Raw genomic sequence first — 21,073 nt, 5'->3', positions numbered from 1 at the left:
GTTTCCAGAATTGATTTCGTATTTTGCAAACTAACCCTGGGTATATGAAAATTCTGCTTGTTGAAGACGAACCGGAGATGGCTCAGAGCATCAGCCACTCCTTAACACAGGAAAAGTATGTAGTAGAAAATGCCTATACGCTACAGGCCGCCTTAGAAAAAATACATATTTATGAGTATGATTGTATTCTGCTGGATATTTCCCTGCCCGGTGGAAGCGGACTTACCCTGCTGAAAGAATTACAGAAAATAAACAAAACAGAAGGTGTCATTATTATCTCTGCCAAAAATTCACTGGACGACAAAATTGAAGGATTGAACCTGGGGGCCGATGATTATCTACCCAAGCCTTTTCATCTGGCAGAGTTACATGCCCGGCTGAAATCGGTTCTGCGAAGAAAAAAATTTGAAGGAACTAACCTTCTTACCCTGGCTAATACCACTATTGACCTGCAAAACCGGATGGTATTTATTGATGAAAAAGAGATAGTTCTTAACCGCAAAGAGTATGATATTTTGCTCTACTTTGTGTCAAATAAGAACCGGCTTGTGAGTAAAACCTCTCTGGCCGAACATATCTGGGGAGACCGGATTGATGAAGCCGATAGCTTTGAATTTATTTATTCTCAGATAAAAAACCTCAGAAAAAAACTGCAGGATAACGGAGCCCGGATTTCACTGGTGGCTGTGTATGGGTTAGGCTATAAACTTGTTACCGAGTGAAGCTTTCCAGTTACACCACTACCTATTTTTCCCTTGCCCTGCTAGGCATTATCAGCATATGGTCTGTGCTTTTTTATCTGGCTATTATTGATGAGGTATACGACAGCATAGATGATGGCCTGGAGAATTCCAAAATTCTTATCCTCCGGCGGGCTTCCCAGGATGCAGCTGTTTTACAGAAAACAGAGTTTGGAGAAAGCAACTACCGGATTCAGCCGGTTTCCAAACAGGCAGCCCTAGCAGCAACAGACCAGTACCAGGATACTTTGCTGTTTATGGTGAACGAAAACGATTATGAGCCTGTGCGTATGCTAAAGACCTTTTTCCACCAGCAAGACCACTATTACCAGCTCACCATTATTACCTCTTTTGTGGAAAGTGACGACTTAATTGAAGATCTTTTCTATTACCTGTTTTGGTTGTATGCGGTAATGGTGGTGTGTGTCGTTTTTATTAACCAATCGCTGCTGCAACGCATCTGGCGGCCTTTCTACAAGCTATTAGATACCCTGAAAGAGTACCGGCTAGACAAGCCTGTTCCGCTAGCCTTTCAGGCATCCAAAATTGATGAGTTCAACGATTTACAAGAATCTGTTAGCAAGTTGCTGCAAAACAATCTGCAGGTTTACCAAAGCCAGAAACAATTTATTGAAAATGCTTCGCACGAATTGCAGACCCCAGTAGCTATCAGCCTGAATAAGCTGGAACTGCTGGCAGAAAAATCGGAACTCACCGAAGAGCAGGCCATGCTGATGGAGTCTGTTATTGGAAACCTGGAAAAACTTACCAGGCTGAATAAGTCTTTGTTGTTGCTGTCTAAAATTGAAAACAAACAATTTACCCAGGAACAAGATATACAGGTAAATGCTGTCGTAACTAAACTTCTGGCTGAGTTTGCCGAGCAGGCGCAGTTTAAAGAGGTAACGCTCCACCTGGAAACCAAAGGCGAACTTCATCAGCGCATGAATAAAGACTTGTTAGAGATGATGCTGAGTAATTTGCTGAAAAATGCCATTATTCATAATGTAAAAAACGGTTTTGTTACCGTAGTTATTCACCCAAATCAGATAGCTATCCATAATTCCGGCCCTGCCCAAGCCCTGGACCCTGACAAAGTATTTAAACGGTTTTATAAAGCCTCTGCCAGCAGTCAGTCTACCGGCCTGGGCCTCTCTATTGTAAAAGCCATTGCAGATCTGTATGGGCTAAAGCTGAGCTACCAATACGAGCAGCATCACCGAATTAGTATCGATTTCTAAGGGTTTCCAGTTTGTTTTCAGATTGTGAGTCTATGTTTGACAGGTACGTAATAAACATAGACCATGAAACATAAAATTCAGTATCTGGTGGCTTCTGTCCTGGGAATTGTTCTAACAACAGGAGCCCAGGCTCAGGTAACTTCACCGGGGCAAGGTGGAAAAGCCGTTGTCTGGACGGCCCTGGAAGTTCAACAACAACTAAACAAACGTTGGACAAGCTATACAACCATCGGTATTGGAAGGCATAGCCACCTAACCGATTATGCAGTAATAGAACAACAAGGCACATTTACACTCCGGCAGGGTATGGCCTACAAACTCTCCCGCCATTTTACTTTCTCCTTGACGGCAATGTATGGAAACCGTGCCTACTATGAAGAGAGCCTACCACCATATCAGCAGGAAATCCGGTTGTATCCTAAGCTGAGCCATTCCTTCAAAAGGGGCAACTTTTCCTTCTCACAGGCACTCCGGCTTGATATCCGCCGTTTTTATCAGCCAGACTGGTCTTCCTGGAAAGATCCCCTGGAACTCCGGCCACGTTACCAGGGTAAAGCTACCCTACCTTTATCCGGCAACAAGACGAATTCGTTGATAGTGCTAACCGAAGTGATGGGCTCCGCTAAAGGCGCAGGTAAACAAGCAGGCTTTACACTATGGCCAGATATGAAGCCTTTTCATTTTACAGAAAACCGCACTTCCCTATATTTCCGCCACCATCTTTCCAGGCTGAACTGGGACCTGGATCTGGGCCTGATGCATCAGTACTGGCGCTTGCATGAACATACGTTTATCAGTACGATGCATGTTGCCGTGGATCTGATTATAAAAAATCCTTTTTCTGTACACTAAAGAGGTTTATTCCCAAATGTTTCCAGTATTCACCTTTACTTTTGTTTAAAAATTAATTCATTCACTAACTATCTAATGCTATGAAATCAATTGTTGCCCTAACCGTTATGTTTAATACGATTTTTGGAAGCTATGGACAGGATATTCCCGAAAGTCAGGTGCCTTCTGTTGTCAAAAATACCTTTCTTACTTCCTTTACGGCTACTACCGATGTGGAATGGGAAAAAGAGAAAGACCTGTATGTCGTAGAATTTGAAATAAACACCGTCGATCATAAAGCGTATATTGATGCCAATGGCAAATTACTTAAAGTGAAAGCAGATATGCCGGTTGATCAATTACCACAGGCTGTAAAAGCAGCTATTGAGAAAGACTATCCGGGATATACCACCGATGAAGCAGAAAGTATCAAACAATCTGGCGTTACTACTTACCGGGTGGAAGTGGAAAAAGGGTTAGTTGAATACAAGGTTATTTATTCGGCTGAAGGAAAACTATTGGAAAAGAACGCTGGAATAAACTAATTAACAGCCCAGTGGTTTAGTAAAACATTCACCTTTCCGGGATTGTGTCAGGTTGCTGAGCCCGGATTGGCGTTTTATCAGGCATACTCATTTACAGAATAAACAAAGTTGCGCATGTATACATGGATAAAAGGCATTGCTATGGTGTTAGTAGCGGTTGCATCCCTTTCTTTTCTCTGGCAAAATACCGGACAAACTTTTTTCAATAGAGCTGAAAGTAAGTCGCCTTATGACTATAGTGAGGATGGAAAAACGAAAAAAAAGAATTCACACGTAGTTACTGCTACGGATGTACGCATAGAAAGTAGCTGGCAACTGCCGGAAGTGTTGCGGGAAGTGTCAGGCATAGCTTACTTATCTGCCAATAAGATAGCCTGTGTTCAGGACGAATTAGGCAATATTTATATTTATAATCTGGCTAGCCATTCCATAGAGCAGGTAATTCCCTTTGCAGATGCCGGAGATTATGAAGGCATAACCTTGGTGGAAAATACTGCCTATGTGGTACGTAGCGATGGCAGGCTTTTTAAAGTAGACAACTTGCTTAGTGCTCAGCCAAAAGTTACGCAGTTTGAAAGCTTTCTTACGGCAGAGCAAGACGTAGAAGGACTATGCTATGATGCAGCAAATCACCGGCTGCTGCTTTCTATTAAAGGCGTGGACCCGCATAGCCAGGCGTATAAGGGAGTTTACGCCTTTGACCTGGCTTCTAATGAACTGCAAACTCAGCCAGTATACAAACTATTGTTGCATGACCCTGTGCTGGCAGCTGCTTACTCACCAAAAAGTAAAAAGTCAGCTTTGCAGCCATCCGATATAGATATTCATCCCTTGACTGGTGATATTTATATTACCGAAGCAGTACATCACCAGCTATTACTTTTGAATGCGGACGGAGAGTTGAAAATGGTTTATTCTTTAGCAAAACCGGATTTTGCAAAGCCGGAAGGAATTACTTTTAGCCCAACAGGGGAGATTTTTATTTCTAATGAAGGTAAAAAAGGAGCCGGCAACATCCGCAAGATTAACTTGCCACAGCAGCAGTAACTAGTTACTGTCAGGTATTACTCCCTAAGCCTGTTGCGGTTAATTTTGGGTATAAGCAGTGGGCTAAGGGGGTGCTAGTTTATAAGCTGTTGGTTTAATCCTTTTTCCGGATAAGAAACCGGTAGCTGGGTGTAGGCCTGGAAAGTTCATCAATAAGTGAGACATAGAAAATACTTCCAATCTCTATGGGAATATAAGCCTCAAATAAATTACTCCGGCCTGCAGATTGCAAAGCCGTTTCTGGGTCAAACTCCTCCCGGTAGAGTTCTTTCCCTTGTTCATTCTCTACAAGAAGCGTAAAGTTAGAAGCATTTGCCGCCTCGGTTGTTGGCCTGCTAATATACACCTGCACTCGGCCACCAGACCCCTGTCCCTGTAATTTACTTAGGCGGATGGCTAGTTGTTCTGCTGTCCATTTTTCAGTCTCCGCAGTTGTTTTCGCTTCTTCTATAAGCAAAGGCAAAGGCATATAGCTAATATTGGTAATCTGTTTAGCCGCATTATCGCCTGTCTCCCGCAAAATAGTAAATCCATGGCTTTCTTGCTTTGTTCCCACCGGCCATCTGGCTTTCATTATCTCTTTGGTCTGGGCCAGGCTGCTTGCGATGCCCGAAAAAAACATTACCCCAATACATAAGGGAATAGTCAAACGTTTGTTCATATATAGCAATAAGAGAAGGTACAGACTGGCCTTTATTGTAGGAAATACCGCCCTGTACGTTGATTTTCTCCGGATAAGGCAGCGTATATTTCGTTCGCAAAGCCAGCCATGCAGGTATCGAATATAGAACAACATACATAAAATTCTGCAAACAACCTACTACAGCATTTCCTCTAACAAGGGTGCATATGCGAAATACAACTAGTTCAGAAACCGGGGCTAATTATCTCTTTTTTTGCTTTCTGCTCAAGTAATTTCAATTGGTTGCTCAGTTCTTGTTTTATGTTTGCATGATTATAAACAACAAGTAAGCTGTACAGGAACAGCCCAAACAGCGTTGCCATAAAGCCCATTTCAAGCGAATGCATATAAAAAGGAGATACTAGCATTGAGCCCAGGAGAATCAGCATAAGAAGGCTCCAGAAAGGATATTCAAACCGGCACGTGATTCTGATTCCTGAACTTTTTTCTTCTACCGTACCTTTCGCCAGAATTTCTGTACGCACCAGCTGGCTAATGGGACGGTACAAAAAGACCGAAAAAGAATTTTTTACTTTTCTCCCACCAAACACATTGTCAAACTTTCCAAAATGAGGCGTTGTGTAGCCAAATTCTGGGTCGATAGACTGCCCAACCGTTATCTTGTCTAACTCCTTCCAAAAGAAATCAGGGGTAACGCCTTCTAAGTAAAAGCTGCGGGTGCTTAATGGAATCATAATCAGTAAATTAAGAAATAGATAAAGGAAGTGATACTAACTACCATGAAATGCTGTTCAGAATCTGTCAGGCTTAGGTGGCCTGATCGGGGATATGGGTTTCTTGCGTATCCTTGGTGAGTACCCGTTCATTGGCAACATCCCTGTTAGGCAGTTGTCTGGGTTCATTTGCTTTGGCTAATGAAATTAAGCCCCCCATGGCACCCAGGTTCATGGAATCAAGGGCAGAACTGGGAACAATCACCATAGATCCTTTCTCTTTTAAGCCTTCAAAGAGCATATTCATCCCCCTAAGGTGAAGGGCCACCGGGTTATCCTGATACTGCAAACTTGCTTTGGCGAATTTTTCTGCAATTTCTGTTTCAGCCGTTCCCAGAATCACCCTTGCCCGCCGTTCGCGTTCAGCCTGGGCTTCTTTACTCATGGCATCGGCTAAGAGTTGAGGAATAATAATATCTTTAATGCCCACAGTCTGGCAGGTAATTCCCCAGGGATTGGTGTTCTCGTCCAGCATTTTTTGCAATACCTCGGCTACTTTGTCTCTTTCCTGAAGTAAGTCTGCCAGTTCATGCTTGCCGATTACATCCCGGAGGCCGGTTTGGGCAATGTAGTAGATGGCCGTTTCATATTCCTGCACTTCCAGAGCAGCTTTTTCTACATCCCACACAGTCCAGTAAACCACTGCATCTACATTTACCGGCACGGTATCTTTGGTAAGTGTTTGCTCAGCTTTAAAGTCGGTTACCCGTACCCGCTGATCAATGTAGGTATCTATTTTATCAATAATAGGGATAATAAAAAAGATGCCTGGTCCTTTCAACCCTACAAATTTACCTACCCGTAAAACCACTGCTTTTTCCCATTGGTCGGCGATATGGATAGAGCTGGCAAGCAGGATAGATAGAATAAGTAAAGCAACTAATAACGGAACACTGATATAGCTAAGCCAGTACAGCCCGACCGAGATTCCAACTAGTATACTAAACACTGTTAAAGAAATGGGGTTTACCCCTAATTTTGTATGTTTGTTCATGATCATCTTGTTAGGATTTTTTTAGTTGATTAATAAGTTCCTCTCTGGAAAATCCATAGCTGAAGGCAATAGCTGTAAACTCATCGCATATCTCCTTTAGTTTGCCATGCTTTTCTTTGTCGGAAAGCTGAATTTTAATTTCACTGATGAAGGTGCCAGTACCTTGCTGCGTTTCCAGCACCCGTTGAATTTCTAACTCTTTGTAGGCTTTAGCCACGGTGTTTAGGTTTACCTTTAATTCCACCGCCAGCGAACGGACCGTAGGTAATTGCTCACCGGTTTTAAGTTTGCCTGCCGCAATGCCAAATTTGATCTGATCAATGATTTGCCGGTAAAAAGGTGTACCCGTTCTGGGGTCTAATTGAAAATCGATCATTGTATGAATGTACTATTGTCATATACATATAGTACAAACATACAACTTAAATTTACTTCTCAAAATTTTCGCTGAAATATTTTTACAGGACGATTTTATACCTGCTACAGTCTTACGTTTTCTACTATCTGCTTATCTGCTAGCTGCTTTATAACTAGTTAATGGAACTATACTCTACTGGATGTAGAAGCAGGGTAAATCCATAAGCTGAAACATACCTGTAACAATACTGACCTGATGGGAGGCGAAAGGAATCTAGTTCATGCTGGAAGAGGCGTACCAGCGATGCCTGCCGGCTGGTACGTTTGCAACCGCCTCAAGATAGTGGATACAAAAACTTGTATACTAAAACCGCAATTGAAGAACGATGAAAGTATAAAATATCGGTTAGGATAAGAAGTTCCGGGTAAATGCTTCTACTGATTTCTGTAACATAATTTGCCGCTCTTGTTTATCAAAAGGAACAAAAGCTGGAGGGCTGGAAGGCGTATTATTGGCATCCACAATATATATCCGGTTATCTGCCCGGTGGCGGAGTATATCCAATTCACCGTATTCAATTCCCATTCGCTGGCAGAAAGTAATAATTTTTTGCTGCTCATCGGCTGAAAATATGTTTGCCGGGTCAGTTAGTTTAACATGCAAGGTTTGGTCAAAACGGTCGTTGCTATGCTTGTAGCGGAGCAGCATAAAGGGAATTTCCCGCTTGAAGATGGGTACCCGGTAATCTAGCGCTTCCTGGCTAGCGTCAATGGTATCAATAAGGAGCTGATAAATATAGCCTTCCTGCACTTTTAAAATAGGACAATCTATAATCTGGCCATCGTGTTTGCCATTAATAATGGTTTTCTTTACACACTTGCCCTGGTAGGTAAGCGGATCAATCAGGGAGGAATAGCCAAACACTTCCCTGAAAACTTTATCCACATAATCCTTTCCAATATCAACACTCCGCAGGTTAATAATGGGATAGGTCCTGCTCAGTGCTTCCAGAAAGGGGTCATGGGCTCGCCGGGTGGTATCTTTCCAATAGAATACCATGTCGAAGGGCTGATCGGGATTATTGGTAATGTTATAATTGGTGCGGGAAATAATCTTCCAGATTTCTGCTCTGCGGAAAGGGTAATCCGGGTAAAATAGAATAGTTTTATGTTTTAGCCGGTTCTTTACAAACAGGTATGAACGGCGTGAAAAAAATAGCATTTCGCGGGCGAACGCCACATATACAGGCGTTTGCGTATACTGATTTATCAACATCTACTTTTATAGGTTTATTTTTATAGATTAAGCATTGATTCCTTGTACATATGCTAGACTCATACAGCTCGGGCAACCCAGGGAAGGATACACAGCTTTATCCAGGTTTTACGACAGGTATGAATCCGTTAGACTTTAAGAAAAATTAGTATGATTACTTACACAATAGCTGGATGGCTTACACGTAGCTATTTATACTGTCTGGCCAGGGTTAGTGAACAAACTAAGCCTGAGTAATTGTAATAGTTTAGCTGGCTGGGTAGGTAGCAATAAGCAACTTCTGTAGATACGAAAGCCCTTACCGTTGTAAAAAAATGATAAAAAGTAGTGCAGATGCATTCAAATTTGCAAACAGGCACCTGTTAAGCGGATGCTTTACTGGCTGTCAATTAGAGCAGGGCAGCGGCCGGTATATTCAGGCCTTTTGAGAGCTTCCGGATCATTTGTGCAGTAAGTTCGCGTTGCCCTCTCATCACTTCCGAAGTACGGTTTTTGCCCCCCATATAGTGAGCAATGTCTTTTTGCATAAGCCCTTTCTGGTGCATAACAAACTTTATTACTTCTACCGGCGGAACATTAGGGAGTGGGTGGGTTTTCTTCTGGTAGCTCTCGGTAAGCAGTAATAACACTTCAAGTTCATAGCCTTCTTCGGTTCCGGGCTTGGCATCAAATATTTCATCGATTCGTTGCAGGAGGGCTTCATAATCAGCGTCCTCCTTGATTACTCGTACGGTTATGGTGGTCATAGGGATTAAAGTTAATTGTCTAAAACTTGTTAGAAATATACTAATTCTGCGGCTGTTTTTTCAAAAAAATTAAGGATTATTCAGCAGCAATTGCGACAATTTTCCATAAGAATCAAAGTGCAGTACCCGTATAGCTTGCAGGGCATAATTTACCCGGATTAGTAAGTGATACTGGTTGGCAATGTCGATTAGCACACGGTCGTTGGTGAGTATTTCAGCAGCAGGAAAAATAGCTTTAACATCTTGTGGGTTCTGCCACTTAGCGGCACCAGCAATGGTATAAAACGCATCGAGTAGCTCGATGATTTCGCTGGGTAATGAAACATTTCTGGTAATCCAAGCTCGATAAGGGAGAACAATCATTGTACGTTTTAAAAAAAATTTAACATGTTAATTTACAGGCTCATAATAATCAAAATGTAAAAGTTTGACATTCAATAAACTAAACTAATTATATAAAGTTTGAAACTACTACGGCTCAAATTTAGCGAATATTGGCTGTTTTCCTACAAAAGCTCCCTATTTTGCATAGTTAACTCTGCAAACCGGGGAGTACGGTCCCTGTTCCGGTAACTGGTTTTGCTCCTCTGATTTTCTTACTTCAGGCGTCCGCTTCAACATTTCTTCAGAATTAGCATGTATCTTTCCTGGGTATAGGAATAAACGTAGCTTGTTGGGTGAATAATAGGTGGAAAGATGAATCATAAACAAGCAATAGTGGATGTAAAAGTAAGCTTTATCCGCATTTTCGCTTTGCTATCCGAAAGTTATTCCTGCGCATACGCTTGATTGTCAGCCGGGATGGACACTAAAAATAATCCGCTATCAAACAATAGATCCCGGTAATGGTTCATAGGTTGACCTGCCTGCAATAAAATATACCTGGAAAAAATATCCTCAGGGGTATACTAAAATAGGAAGGGGCTGCTGAACTGTTTACTGCTTTTATGCAATCGCTGCTGAAAATTTAAAATAGCTTTATATCCAATACGGTACCGATTAATTTGTTAACTTATTCTTCCAAACCACACACGTCCTATGAAAAAGTTCTATTGTATAGTGGCATCAGCTTTGCCTGCCCTATTGCTGCTCACCGGGGCTACCCGTTCTACTATGCATCCATATGGGTTTGAAACTGGTACACCGGTAATTCAATCAATCAGTGCCCTGGCCTTTGGATCAGACGGTATCTTGTTCGTTGGCGATTCTAAGAGTGCAGCTGTCTTTGCAATTGATACAAAAGATAAAACGGTTGTAGAGAAAGGGCAAAGCCTTGAAATTAAAAACCTGGATCAAAAAATTGCGTCACAACTAGGTACGGAAGTAAAAAACATCACCATTCTGGATATGGTAGTCAATCCTGTATCGAAGAAGTTGTATTGTGCCGTGCAGCACAGCGACGGTACACCGGTACTGCTCATCCTGGATAAAGACAAGTTTCAGTCGGTGCAGCTAAAAAATGTGCCCTTCAGCCAGGTTTCTGTGGCCAATGCCCCGGCAGCAGATGCCAAGGATGGACGGGGCCGGCCATTACGGGAATTAGTCATATCAGACCTTGCCTTTGCCGATGGCAGTGTAATGGTTAGCGGCTTATCTAACCAGGAGTTCAGTTCCACCTTCAGAAAAATTCCGTTTCCCTTTACCGATAAACAGGAGCAGGCTTCTCTGGAAATATACCACGCCGCGCATGGAAAATACGAAACCAATGCCCCTATCCGGACATTTACCACAGCTGAGCTGAATGGCAAAAAATACCTGGTGGCCAGCTATACCTGCACGCCTCTGGTCTTGTTCCCACTGGATGAGCTAAAACCAGGCAAGCATGTAAAAGGCAGAACGGTGGCAGAATTCGGGGCAGGCAATTCACCGATAGATATGATTTCGATGAAAAAAGGAGGAGATTCTTTTCTGGTGATGGCTAACACAAACCGTCCGGTAATGCGGGTGAAATACAAGAATATTGAAGCCTATGCCGGTTCGCTTACCGAGCCAGTACAGGAAAGCTATGCTACTGCCGGTGTAGACTTTGTAACTTTACCAGCCGTGAATGTAGTACAGATGGATAAACTGGACGATAGCCAGGTAGTAGTGCTGCAACGCAAAGCCAATGGTGATCTGGATTTATGGACCGCTTCGGCAGAAAGATGGTTTTAAGTTTACCGCTTAGTAAGATCAGGCTCCTATGCACAATGGGCCTGATCTTTTCTTTTTTATTTAGTAGCTGTACAAACGGAAATAAGCAGCCAGCAGAACTTACCATCCGCTGGGAACAAAACCGGGCCACCGGTTTGCGTATCCCTCGCCAGTTGTTGAATAGCTTACCCAACGATTCGCTGGCCACTAGCGTACATATCACCCTCAAAGGCGATACCTCTCATACAGCGGTTCTAGGAGAATGGCTGAGGGCTGAAGAAGAAATAGTATTTGAGCCATTAATTCCTTTTACCCGGGGGCTAACTTACCAGGTTCAATTAAATGGCCAGCCGGTTGGCCAACTACAAATACCCCTGGCAGATACTGCCGATGCGCCGGAAGTACTTTCCGTTTATCCATCCAAAGATACCTTGCCTCACAACCTGCTGAAGATGTACATCCGGTTTTCGAAACCCATGCAAACCGGAAAAGCCCTGAAACAGTTAGTGCTGATAAAAGATACCCGCGATACACTGGAAAACGTATTTTTAGACTTGCAGCCAGAGTTATGGAACCAGGACCACACCTTGCTTACTTTGTGGCTCGATCCAGGCAGAATTAAGCGGGAACTTCAGCCAAATCAGCAGTTGGGAGAGCCTTTACAACTAGCCAGCCACTACCGCCTGTATATCCGGCCCGACTGGCCAGACACGGAGGGCCTTGTTTTAAAGCAAGCGTACCAGAAAATATTTGTTGTTACTCATAGAGACAGCCTTTCTCCGGACCCTAACTTGTGGCAAATACAACTACCCAAAGCCGGGACAAAACATGCTCTGGAAGTAAACTTCCAGGAACCGCTTGATTATAGTTTGCTGATGAATGCCATTTACATACTAGATCAAGAGGGGAAGCAGTTACCAGGGCAAATAGGCTTGAGTAACCAGGAAAGTACCCTTCTTTTTGAACCTGCTGCACCCTGGCAACCCGGAACATACCAGCTGGCATTTGAATCCAGGTTGGAAGATCTGGCTGGCAACAATCTGGCTCGCCTCTTCGACCGGGATATTACCGTAAGCAAACCCACAAATTTGCCAAAAACCTCAAAAGAATTCACTATTTATTAGGAGTGGTTTTCAGTAATGCAGTTTGGCCTTGCCCGCAGGGTATTTTAGTTTGTTAAGCCTATTTCGTTGCAACCAATTATTTACAAAATGTCACTGTGATAAACCAGCGAAAGATGGTTGATTTGCCTATTTTTTATATATTCGGCCATATTCTGACACCATGAGAAAACCACTTCTGGCTATTGCATTCCTGCTGTTAAGTTCCTTGGTAAAAACCATGGGGCAACCTGCTCAACTTCCAGTACCTTCTTCCGGGAGCACTTCTGTTAAAGCTTCGCCCACCATGGATATTTATTTGTGGTTTGATACGGAAGATTACCTGTTACCTGCCAGCGATGATGCCGCCCTGCGACTGGCTGACATGTTAACTAAGGAAGGCGTGCGGGCTACCTTTAAAGTGGTGGGTGAAAAAGCCCGTACCTTGGAGAGGCGCGGCAGGCAGGATGTGATTGATGCATTGAAAAAACATGAAATAGGCTACCATTCCAACTGGCACAGTGTCCATCCTACACCTGCCCAATACTTATCAGCCTTAGGATGGGAGGAGGGCGTAACAGAGTTTGTCCGCAGAGAAGAACCGGGGGCGAAAGATGTAGCCCGGATATTTAATCAGCAACCTAGTTGTTACGGGCAACCCGGCAGTTCCTGGGGACCCCAATCGTTTGCTGCCATGCGGCGGATGAATATTCCGGTCTACATGGATTTCGGCAATCATATAAATTTGTTTGACCAGCCGCTCTGGTATGGAGGCGTACTTACCATCTTTCATTTAGGACATACACTTCGCATGGAGCTTGGCGGAAAAAACGAGCTGGAAAAAGCCAAAAAAGATTTCATGGCCGCTAAAGCACAAATACTGGCACAAGGCGGAGGAGCAGTGCATATCTATTATCATCCGTGCGAATGGGTCCACCAGGAATTCTGGGATGGCGTAAATTTCAACAAGGGCGAAAATCCACCCAGGGAAGACTGGAAGTTGCCTCCTCAAAAAAGTGCCAAGGAAACAGAACTAGCCTTTGAAACCTTTCATGCATACCTGAAGTGGATGAAAAAGCAAGAGCAGATACGTTTTGTAACTGCCCGCGATGCCCTTACCATCTATGCAGACCAAGCCTTAAAGCATACTTTTACCATACCTGAGGTAGAGGCACTTGCCAAAGCAGTAACAGATAGTATACATTTCCAGGTCGGAGAAGGATGGGCCGTGTCTCCGGCAGAAATATTCAGTTTGCTCAACAACCGGATCGCGGCACCCCTGAATCCGGATAAGACCAATCAAGCGTTTATCCTGCCAGATACACTGTATGGACCTACCGAACCTGGACCTATACTGGAATCACCCTATACCACTTCTGTGAATCAATTGCAACGCACGGCTGTAGATGTAGCCAGTTACTTACAGCAACATAAGCGGATCCCTGCTACCATCTGGCTGGGCAGTAAAGGCGTTTCTCCGGAAGTTTATCTGTCTACTATTGCCAGGTTGATCCCTTTATTAGGCAATAGCAAGCCTCCGCAAACTATTGAATGTAAGCCGGCAAAACTAACCACTACCCAATATATAGCCCAGGACAGCGAGCAGTTGTGGGGATGGCTTTTTCCAACGGGGTGGCATTCCCCTGCCTTGATGGAATTAGCCAAGCTACAAGCCTGGACTATAAAACCTGCTATCCGGTCGGGCAAGTAGTGCAGAGGCTGAGCATAAATAGATTTTACAGTATCTGCTGACTTTTTTCAGAAGAATACCTTTACTTGCCTAAAGCATACTTTTATTAAGTGAATGAACCTGCTAGACTTTTAAACCCTGTCATACTATTATGAAAGACGCATCTTTCCAATCTGCCTATTTACTTAGTAGAAGAAAATTTATTACCAGTACCCTCCTTTCTGGAAGTGGCATGGCACTGCTAGGGCTGCAACCGGCTTATACGAAAGAAGCAGCCAACGTTTTTCAAAAACAATGGACCGTACAACAAGTAATGGATCATATATTGAAGGAAGGAGAGTTGTCCCCTTTGAAAGAAACCGTAGATACACTCAAATCCGGGCAAGCCAGCCAGGTAGTAAGCGGCATTGTCACAACTATGTTTGCTACCATTGCTGTAATTGAGGAAGCGGCTAAACGGAAAGCCAATTTTATTATGGCCCATGAACCTACGTTTTACAACCATACAGACAATCCGGAATGGGTAGCCGGAAATACGGTCGTTAAAGACAAGCAACAACTACTGGAAAAACATAATATAGTCGTATGGCGGTTTCACGATTATTGTCATTCTCTAAAACCAGATGCAATCAGTTATGGGGTGGCAAAAAAAGCAAACTGGCTCTCCTATTACAAGCCCGGAGAGCGGATACTCACCATCCCAAAACTTTCTTTGCAGCAGTTAGTAACTCATCTGAAATCGTCTTTAGGGATAAAACAACTGAGAGTGATCGGCGACCTGAACCAGTCTTGTGAACGGATTGCCTTGCTTCCTGGGGCATGGGGCGGGCAACGGCAGGTTGGGGTAGCAGAGAGTGAAAAACCAGATGTGGTAGTAGTGGGAGAGACCCCGGAGTGGGAAACAACCGAGTACATCCGGGATGCCAGGCTGTTAGGCAGAAAAATGTCATTAATTATCCTGGGCCATTCCGTAAGTGAAGAACCGGGCATGGAATGGCTGGTAGACTGGCTAAAACCTAAATTTTCTGGCTTGCCTGTCTCCCATATTGCCTCCGGCGATCCGTTTATGTGGCTCTAACGCGTAATCTTTCTGCAAAAGGTGTGCTCTCTGCTTATCCAAGAAGCCCTTTTCAAGAAGCCCTTTTGAACAGGATAGCTTCAAGTTTTAGCGTACCTCCTGTTTTACTTCTGCGCAGAGCTGTTGTACCACCTTTTCTACGGCAGGTAGGTCTACCGTCATATCGGCGTTTGTGGCTTTAGTTAATTTCCTGGTTTGCACAGCCGATGGAAGAATTAAATACCGGTAATCGACGCCTACGAAGGTGGCTAAGTTGTAATCGAAAGTGTCTACCAAAAATTCGGGAAATACCTCCAGTGCCTTGGTGCCTGGCTGGCAGTAAACGAGGTTGGCAAAAGCTGCGCCTACTACTGAGACAAGGATTTTAGCATACTGAAACAGGTTGATTTTTTCAACAAAAGAGAGCTTGCTTAATTCAATAACCTGAAAGTTGTATTGCGCCAATAATTCAATCAATGGTTGTTCATTAAGGACTTTACGGGTAGTGCCGTCCCTGCGGCTAATATAGATAAGGGGTGCATATGAAGCGGTTGGAGAGATGGTAGCTAAGTAACTTGCCCGATGAAAGTCTACCAGCCATTGTGGCATCAGGTAACTGCGTTTTCCCCGGGGAGCCGTAGAGGCAATTAACAGGTCGGCGGTAATATGCAGGTTATCCGATCCGCGGATAATTTGCTCTTTCCGGATGCCCAGCAGTTTGAGCGAGTCTTTCTGGAAATCGTGCTGATAATTGGGCACAACAAACCAATTGACTTTGTCGAACCATCCGGTTTTTTTCAGTAGATGAATCCTAGGCAATACATCTACCAGCCAGTGTCCATAGTTATGAATAGGACCACCGCCAGCCAGCATCGTAAATACAACGCCTGTATAGTTTACTGGTGGAGTGAAATAGGCTTGTTTAAAAATAGCATTTTCGGTTGCGCTAGCTACCCGGTCGGGTAAGTATTGCAGGGATACATCTCCTAGCAGTACACCATCGGCTGAGATAACAGCAACCATATCTACATTATTGGAATATAACCGTCCGTGGGGCAAAGCTACTACTACATAGTTGGTTGTAACCGTAAGTGTAGAAGGTAAACTGTGGTGCCGTTTGTCGTACATGCAGTAGGAGGGTACAGCATCCAGAAAGTCTTCCGGCACTTTTAGTGACGTGGTATAAGCTGGGTACACTTCTACGAATTCTAGGCCGCTTACCTGCTGATTGTTCTGATAATAAGCTTTACTGGATTCCAGGGCTCTGACAGGTTTATAGAACGTATGGTGTGGAACAAGCCTACGTAGCCATTTTAAGCCCTTATTTTTGACTTTACCAAACAGTTTTTTCATAGTCAACAAGCTGTAACGATTTTGTGAAGTAGGGTTGAGAAAATGCATTTCCGGACATCTTCAGCATGAATGTCCAGTTAATGATCTTGTGTAGTAGGTTAGCTGATTCATCCAGTACATCTAAGGGATGGTTTCTACAAGTGCTATCAATTTTTAGTACGGTACACAGGTTTTACCGGGCGGCTGTGAAGATACTTGTCTATGCCTTCATCCAGAGCTTTGCGGTACACGGCCAGGGCCTCATGGATGGCTTCAATAGTTCGGTCTATGTGCGTATCTTGATGCGAATAACTGACAATCAGAGAGGGCATCAATAAACCTCTTGTTAATGTTTCTTGCAAAAATAGCGTACGGAATAGTTGTGAAGGCTTCTTTTCCCAGTCTTTGGTTCCATACACCAGACAGCAAGGTTTACCCATCAGGGTAAAATATTCTTCTAACCCATGTTCCTGAATGGATTTACCAATGCCTTTGGCCAGGCGTAGCCCCTGTTGGTATAAAAACTCAATTACCGGCTGTTGCTTATATACTTGCATGGTTGCCATAGCTGCCGCTAACGAATGAGTTTCAGCCCCATAGGTTGTAGAAAGCAGAAATACTCTTTCTTTTGTATGTTGAAGCCCACCAAGTTCCATAATTTCTTTTTTTCCAGCCAGGGCTGATATAGAAAATCCGTTGCCTAATGCTTTGCCGAAAGTAGAAAGGTCTGGCACTACGCCATAATAGGTCTGTGCGCCGCCCAGATGCCACCGGAAACCGGTAATAATTTCATCGAGTATAAAAAGGGCACCCTGCTGGTGGCATAGCTTTTTTAAGCCTTGTAAAAACCCTTCCGCTGGAGGAGTTTCTTTTTCAGCTTCCAAAATAAGGCAGGCAATTTCACCAGGGTAGGTTTCGAAAAGGGTTCGGGCACTTTCCAGGCTATTGTAGGAGAATTTAAGGGTTAGCTCTTTTACAGCTTGTGGAATACCTGCATTAATAGCCGTAGAACCAATGAACCAGTCGTCTACCGAGAAAAAAGGGTGTTCGGCACAAATGGCTACTCTATCCCGTCCGGTGTAAGCCCGGGCAAGTTTGATAGCTCCGCTGGTTGCATCAGAGCCATTTTTGGCAAACTTCACCATGTCCGCTCCTTTAAGGATATCTAAAAACTGTTCGGCACAAGCCAGTTCAACAGCAGCCGGCCGGTTAAAGTTTATGCCTGATTGCATTTGCCGGCAGGCAGCTTCAATAACAGGCTCATAGGCATGCCCCAGGGTAACTGATCGCAATCCCATGCCATACTCCATGTATTCATTTCCATCTACATCCCATACCAGGCATCCTTTACCTTTCGCAATAATAGGAAGGATATGTTCGGGAAACTGATCGTCTCCTTTGGCATAGGTATGGCTACCCCCAGGAATGGCAGCATGAAACCGGCGTTGTAAAGCGAGTGATTGTTGAAGGTTCATAGTGTATGAGCATCCGGCTGACGTAGCAGACCAGTAAGTTTAGGGATGAAGTTAATCTAGGGTAGTTGCTGTAATAACTGATGTTGTACTAATACATCTGCTACCTTTTTCAAGGTTTCTACCTCAATAGCCGATTTGCTGGCAATATCCAGGAGAGAGTGTTCGCCATCCGACATATTGAGCAGCCAGAGCATAGCCATTTCCCGTGATTTAGAATCTGCCTCGCCGCTGATTGCCTTATATAAGCCTCTTTTCCCCAATTGCGGCTCACATTTTGGCGCAAGATTAAGGTATGTCCGGTTATGTTCCAAGGTCTGAATAATGGTCCAGAAAAGCGAAAATGCTTCTTGCAAATAAGGTGCTTGAACAAAATCCAGGTTGTCGGCAGAGGTATGGTATTCAGGAAATTGTCCATGAGGGGTACGCATCAGGCAACCCACCGGCAGGTTAAACCCTGGCGAGCAATACTGGCGTTCATCGTATCCGTAGGGAAAGAAATCAATAATCGTATGTTCTTTTCCAGTGTTGGTCAGCAAAAATTCCACTACCTGGTCAATTTCTGTGTTACCACGGCGTGACCGTTTATAAGTGAAATTTCCTTGGTTGCCTAACAAGGTAGTTACTAACCCATGTTTGATGTTGAAGGCACTTTGCTCATGAAGGGCAAGCCAGGTAATGGAACCAATAGTACCTGGAATAAATAAAAACCGGTAAGAATACCGGAGAGATAAACTGCTCAGTTCCTTTGCCAGCAGCGTAGCAATGCTAATGCCAGAAAGATTGTCGTTGCACAAGGAAGGGTGGCAGATGTGGCAGGAAATTAATACTTCATCCGGTGTTTCTCCTGTGATCAGATACTCGCCATAGGTGAGGTGTCCGTTTTCTAACGAAGAATCGATGCATACTTCATATTCTTCCTCCTCCGTCATAGCCAGGTATTGGTTGTGACTGAGGCAGAAGCCCCAGTTTTCTGTATAATAGGAGGTGCGGTAAGGAATCAGGCTGGGTTGTGAGGGCAGGGTAAACAGATGCAGCTTCAACTCGGCGAAGGACATTTTTTTATGAACCGGTGTGCTGTAGTTGAGTACATGCAAGGTAGAATTTTTGAAGTCAACAATTTTTTCACCTTTCGCATTTTTAATGTAAGCATCGCGGATATTCCATTCTTTGGGTACTGTCCAGTCGAATACCTGGGTACCGCTGGCCACTTCATGCACGGTGAGCGGAATGTGTTGTTGCAGGATCTGCAAACTTTGCCTTACTCCATTTCCGGTAATGCTGCGGCAAATGGGAAACAGCTCAACAATTAAATCATATAACCTGTTTCCTGTAACGTGGCTATCGGTAGCCGGATGAGTAACTGGGGAAATCATAGGGTGTGGTTCGAGTGAAAAGTACTGGTACTACTCTGTAAAGCAGCCTGGCATCGGTAAATGATAAAACAGGCAACAGCTTCTTTACGGGATTAAGGCGTATAAACTTGTGTATGGGGAATAAATGTTACAAATTTTCCATTCCAATTCCTGATATAAGAGAGTTGGTCCATGATTTCATTTTTTAAGTTCCAGGGAAAAATAATAATGTAGTCAGGTTTGAAAGCAATAATCTGGTCTTCGGCAAATACGGGTATATGACTGCCGGGCAGAAATTTGCCTTGCTTATACGGCGAAGCATCTACCACAAATTCTATTAACTGATTGCCTTTGATGCCACAGCAATTTAATAAGGTATTTCCTTTTGCTGCTGCACCGTAGCCAATAAGTTTGTTTCCCAGCTTTTTCTGCTCTACCAGGAAGTTTAAAAAATTAAATTTGATGTGGCTTACTCTTTTTTCAACGTTTTTATAGGCCCGTAAATCCACTAAACCTGCCAGTGTTTCTTTCTCGGCCAGTTGCTGCACCTGAGGCATTATGGGTTTACTGCTGTCGTTGCGGTGCTTGGCATAAATCCGTAAAGAACCTCCATGGGTTGGCAACTGTTCCACATCAAACAATACCAGCTCATGTGCTTCAATTATTTTTTTTACCGTCAGAAAAGAGAGGTACGAGTAATGTTCATGGTAAATGGTATCGAACTGGCATTCTTCGATCAGTTTCAACAGGTGAGGAAATTCCATGGTAATAATTCCTTTATCACCTAAGGCAATTTTTAATCCCTCTACAAAGTCATTAATATCCGGAACATGGGCCAGTACATTGTTGGCTATCAGCAAACTGGCACACCGGCCTTCTTTCCGGAGTTCTTTAGCTAAATGAGAAGTAAAGTAATCTGTAATGCTGGGAATTCCTTTTAATGCAGCGGCAGCAGCCGTATTTGCACTGGGTTCAATCCCCAATACCGGTATGTTTTTCTCCTGAAAATATTGCAGCAGGTATCCGTCATTAGAGGCAATCTCCAGTACAAAGGAATTTTCGTCATAGCCAAACCTGGTTACCATTTGTTCGGTGTACTTTCTTGCATGGGTAAGCCAGCTTTTAGAATAAGAGGAGAAATACACATACTCACTGTTAAAAATTTCATCCCGTTTTTTTACTTCATCCAGCTGCACCAGAAAACACTGGTCACAAACAAATAACTTTAGTGGGAAGTACGTTTCCGGCTCCTGCAACTGAGCAACTGTTAAGAAAGAATTAGAAGGTGGGCTGTGTTCAAGATCAATAAAAGTATGCGTTAATAGGGTCTGGCAGAATCGGCAGTTCACGGTGAATCAAAGTTAGAGGCAGCATTTAAGCAGGTAAGCCTTCATTAGTATCTAGTCAAAAGTGCTTTGTAGCAATTAAAAGCACATTAAAGCTAGATTAAAAGTAGATTAAAAAGGATTTTTTGCTGCTTGCTGAGTTGCATTGTCTTCGCATAACCTTGGCTGGCTATGCAGGTTGCTATAGTTTTCTAGCTTTTGGCTGATCTCTGTACAATTATATATGCCTATAACAAGCAGTATGCTTGCTTATAGAGAAAACGGAACCTATAAGGTATTTTGTAAAAAATATTTTAGAGAAACAGTATCTACTTTCTATAGCGAGTGCCGGAACTGTTAATCTTCTTTCATAATATAGCCCATGCCAACCACGGTGTGAATCAGTTTGGTAGGAA

Annotated in this window: 20 protein-coding genes and 1 pseudogene; 9 read left to right on the top strand and 12 right to left on the bottom strand. The window is 43.5% G+C overall.

Annotated elements, in window-relative coordinates; translation table 11 throughout:
* The first annotated feature begins 44 nt into the window (after positions 1-44).
* The 5 genes from Q0590_RS24345 to Q0590_RS24325 all read left to right on the top strand — a co-directional run bounded on the left by Q0590_RS24345 (position 45) and on the right by Q0590_RS24325 (position 4,404).
* Positions 45-722 carry a response regulator transcription factor gene (locus Q0590_RS24345; protein ID WP_302040230.1) on the top strand — a complete coding sequence of 226 codons (678 nt, stop codon included), beginning with the start codon at positions 45-47 and terminating at the stop codon, positions 720-722.
* Positions 719-1,981, top strand: a complete 1,263-nt coding sequence (locus Q0590_RS24340; protein ID WP_302040229.1) for a sensor histidine kinase — start codon at positions 719-721, stop codon at positions 1,979-1,981. The genes Q0590_RS24345 and Q0590_RS24340 overlap by 4 nt, the downstream gene beginning before the upstream one ends.
* A gap of 63 nt (positions 1,982-2,044) precedes the next feature.
* A complete protein-coding gene (locus Q0590_RS24335) occupies positions 2,045-2,833 on the top strand; it encodes a DUF2490 domain-containing protein (RefSeq protein ID WP_302040228.1) in 789 nt (262 codons plus the stop codon).
* Between the two features lie 80 nt (positions 2,834-2,913).
* A complete protein-coding gene (locus tag Q0590_RS24330; RefSeq protein ID WP_302040227.1) occupies positions 2,914-3,357 on the top strand; it encodes a PepSY-like domain-containing protein in 444 nt (147 codons plus the stop codon).
* A 114-nt stretch (positions 3,358-3,471) separates the two neighbouring features.
* Entirely contained in the window at positions 3,472-4,404 is a 933-nt protein-coding gene (locus tag Q0590_RS24325; RefSeq protein ID WP_302040226.1) for an SdiA-regulated domain-containing protein, read from the top strand.
* Between the two features lie 94 nt (positions 4,405-4,498).
* On the opposite strand, the gene Q0590_RS24320 is transcribed toward Q0590_RS24325, so the two are convergent.
* The 7 genes from Q0590_RS24320 to Q0590_RS24290 all read right to left on the bottom strand — a co-directional run bounded on the left by Q0590_RS24320 (position 4,499) and on the right by Q0590_RS24290 (position 9,556).
* Positions 4,499-5,065, bottom strand: coding sequence for a hypothetical protein (locus tag Q0590_RS24320; protein ID WP_302040225.1), 567 nt, complete (start codon positions 5,063-5,065; stop codon positions 4,499-4,501).
* A 206-nt stretch (positions 5,066-5,271) separates the two neighbouring features.
* Entirely contained in the window at positions 5,272-5,781 is a 510-nt protein-coding gene (locus Q0590_RS24315; protein WP_302040224.1) for a hypothetical protein, read from the bottom strand.
* A gap of 73 nt (positions 5,782-5,854) precedes the next feature.
* Positions 5,855-6,814 (bottom strand): slipin family protein, encoded by a 960-nt coding sequence (locus tag Q0590_RS24310; RefSeq protein ID WP_302040223.1) that lies wholly within the window; start codon positions 6,812-6,814, stop codon positions 5,855-5,857.
* A gap of 10 nt (positions 6,815-6,824) precedes the next feature.
* Positions 6,825-7,190, bottom strand: a complete 366-nt coding sequence (locus Q0590_RS24305; RefSeq protein WP_302040222.1) for a GntR family transcriptional regulator — start codon at positions 7,188-7,190, stop codon at positions 6,825-6,827.
* A 387-nt stretch (positions 7,191-7,577) separates the two neighbouring features.
* Entirely contained in the window at positions 7,578-8,447 is an 870-nt protein-coding gene (locus tag Q0590_RS24300; protein ID WP_302040221.1) for a hypothetical protein, read from the bottom strand.
* Positions 8,448-8,836: 389 nt separating this feature from the next.
* Positions 8,837-9,193, bottom strand: a complete 357-nt coding sequence (locus tag Q0590_RS24295; protein WP_302040220.1) for a helix-turn-helix domain-containing protein — start codon at positions 9,191-9,193, stop codon at positions 8,837-8,839.
* Positions 9,194-9,262: 69 nt separating this feature from the next.
* Positions 9,263-9,556 carry a type II toxin-antitoxin system HigB family toxin gene (locus tag Q0590_RS24290; RefSeq protein ID WP_302040219.1) on the bottom strand — a complete coding sequence of 98 codons (294 nt, stop codon included), beginning with the start codon at positions 9,554-9,556 and terminating at the stop codon, positions 9,263-9,265.
* A 675-nt stretch (positions 9,557-10,231) separates the two neighbouring features.
* Between Q0590_RS24290 and Q0590_RS24285 the strand changes: the two genes are divergently transcribed.
* The 4 genes from Q0590_RS24285 (at position 10,232) to Q0590_RS24270 (ending at position 15,194) form a co-directional block, all read left to right on the top strand.
* The gene (locus Q0590_RS24285; protein WP_302040218.1) at positions 10,232-11,347 is read left to right on the top strand and encodes a hypothetical protein; all 1,116 of its coding nucleotides are present in this window, start codon (positions 10,232-10,234) and stop codon (positions 11,345-11,347) included.
* 35 nt (positions 11,348-11,382) lie between these two features.
* A complete protein-coding gene (locus tag Q0590_RS24280) occupies positions 11,383-12,450 on the top strand; it encodes an Ig-like domain-containing domain (protein WP_302040217.1) in 1,068 nt (355 codons plus the stop codon).
* Between the two features lie 160 nt (positions 12,451-12,610).
* On the top strand, positions 12,611-14,137 hold the full coding sequence (locus Q0590_RS24275) for a polysaccharide deacetylase family protein (RefSeq protein WP_302040216.1): 1,527 nt from the start codon (positions 12,611-12,613) through the stop codon (positions 14,135-14,137).
* 130 nt (positions 14,138-14,267) lie between these two features.
* On the top strand, positions 14,268-15,194 hold the full coding sequence (locus Q0590_RS24270) for a Nif3-like dinuclear metal center hexameric protein (RefSeq protein ID WP_302040215.1): 927 nt from the start codon (positions 14,268-14,270) through the stop codon (positions 15,192-15,194).
* A gap of 87 nt (positions 15,195-15,281) precedes the next feature.
* Here the strand turns inward: Q0590_RS24270 and Q0590_RS24265 are convergent, their stop codons facing one another.
* The 5 genes and pseudogenes from Q0590_RS24265 to Q0590_RS24250 all read right to left on the bottom strand — a co-directional run bounded on the left by Q0590_RS24265 (position 15,282) and on the right by Q0590_RS24250 (position 20,681).
* Positions 15,282-16,526: a glycosyltransferase family 61 protein gene (locus tag Q0590_RS24265; protein ID WP_302040214.1), complete on the bottom strand. Its 1,245-nt coding sequence runs from the start codon at positions 16,524-16,526 to the stop codon at positions 15,282-15,284.
* Between the two features lie 146 nt (positions 16,527-16,672).
* Positions 16,673-17,980: a glutamate-1-semialdehyde 2,1-aminomutase gene (locus Q0590_RS24260; protein WP_302040213.1), complete on the bottom strand. Its 1,308-nt coding sequence runs from the start codon at positions 17,978-17,980 to the stop codon at positions 16,673-16,675.
* 56 nt (positions 17,981-18,036) lie between these two features.
* The gene (locus Q0590_RS24255) at positions 18,037-19,353 is read right to left on the bottom strand and encodes a DUF4910 domain-containing protein (RefSeq protein ID WP_302040212.1); all 1,317 of its coding nucleotides are present in this window, start codon (positions 19,351-19,353) and stop codon (positions 18,037-18,039) included.
* Between the two features lie 30 nt (positions 19,354-19,383).
* A pseudogene (locus tag Q0590_RS37590) lies at positions 19,384-19,437 on the bottom strand ((2Fe-2S)-binding protein); the annotation flags it as partial.
* 8 nt (positions 19,438-19,445) lie between these two features.
* Positions 19,446-20,681 carry a class I SAM-dependent methyltransferase gene (locus Q0590_RS24250; RefSeq protein ID WP_302040211.1) on the bottom strand — a complete coding sequence of 412 codons (1,236 nt, stop codon included), beginning with the start codon at positions 20,679-20,681 and terminating at the stop codon, positions 19,446-19,448.
* Positions 20,682-21,073 lie beyond the last annotated feature (392 nt).

Origin of the sequence: Rhodocytophaga aerolata, assembly GCF_030503435.1 — a bacterium.
In the GTDB taxonomy this organism is placed as follows: domain Bacteria; phylum Bacteroidota; class Bacteroidia; order Cytophagales; family 172606-1; genus Rhodocytophaga; species Rhodocytophaga aerolata.
Note: the sequence above shows the minus strand (reverse complement) of the source record. Positions and strands in the feature narration are given on the sequence as shown.

Bases quoted from the DNA above. Each gene is read 5' to 3' on its own strand.
- Q0590_RS24330 (WP_302040227.1), top strand. From the start codon at position 2,914: ATGAAATCAATTGTTGCCCTAACCGTTATGTTTAATACGATTTTTGGA.
- Q0590_RS24335 (WP_302040228.1), top strand. From the start codon at position 2,045: ATGAAACATAAAATTCAGTATCTGGTGGCTTCTGTCCTGGGAATTGTT.
- Q0590_RS24265 (WP_302040214.1), bottom strand. From the start codon at position 16,526: ATGAAAAAACTGTTTGGTAAAGTCAAAAATAAGGGCTTAAAATGGCTA.
- Q0590_RS24260 (WP_302040213.1), bottom strand. From the start codon at position 17,980: ATGAACCTTCAACAATCACTCGCTTTACAACGCCGGTTTCATGCTGCC.
- Q0590_RS24310 (WP_302040223.1), bottom strand. From the start codon at position 6,814: ATGAACAAACATACAAAATTAGGGGTAAACCCCATTTCTTTAACAGTG.
- Q0590_RS24280 (WP_302040217.1), top strand. From the start codon at position 11,383: ATGGGCCTGATCTTTTCTTTTTTATTTAGTAGCTGTACAAACGGAAAT.
- Q0590_RS24285 (WP_302040218.1), top strand. From the start codon at position 10,232: ATGAAAAAGTTCTATTGTATAGTGGCATCAGCTTTGCCTGCCCTATTG.
- Q0590_RS24305 (WP_302040222.1), bottom strand. From the start codon at position 7,190: ATGATCGATTTTCAATTAGACCCCAGAACGGGTACACCTTTTTACCGG.
- Q0590_RS24255 (WP_302040212.1), bottom strand. From the start codon at position 19,353: ATGATTTCCCCAGTTACTCATCCGGCTACCGATAGCCACGTTACAGGA.
- Q0590_RS24300 (WP_302040221.1), bottom strand. From the start codon at position 8,447: ATGTTGATAAATCAGTATACGCAAACGCCTGTATATGTGGCGTTCGCC.
- Q0590_RS24345 (WP_302040230.1), top strand. From the start codon at position 45: ATGAAAATTCTGCTTGTTGAAGACGAACCGGAGATGGCTCAGAGCATC.
- Q0590_RS24290 (WP_302040219.1), bottom strand. From the start codon at position 9,556: ATGATTGTTCTCCCTTATCGAGCTTGGATTACCAGAAATGTTTCATTA.
- Q0590_RS24270 (WP_302040215.1), top strand. From the start codon at position 14,268: ATGAAAGACGCATCTTTCCAATCTGCCTATTTACTTAGTAGAAGAAAA.
- Q0590_RS24295 (WP_302040220.1), bottom strand. From the start codon at position 9,193: ATGACCACCATAACCGTACGAGTAATCAAGGAGGACGCTGATTATGAA.
- Q0590_RS24315 (WP_302040224.1), bottom strand. From the start codon at position 5,781: ATGATTCCATTAAGCACCCGCAGCTTTTACTTAGAAGGCGTTACCCCT.
- Q0590_RS24275 (WP_302040216.1), top strand. From the start codon at position 12,611: ATGAGAAAACCACTTCTGGCTATTGCATTCCTGCTGTTAAGTTCCTTG.
- Q0590_RS24320 (WP_302040225.1), bottom strand. From the start codon at position 5,065: ATGAACAAACGTTTGACTATTCCCTTATGTATTGGGGTAATGTTTTTT.
- Q0590_RS24325 (WP_302040226.1), top strand. From the start codon at position 3,472: ATGTATACATGGATAAAAGGCATTGCTATGGTGTTAGTAGCGGTTGCA.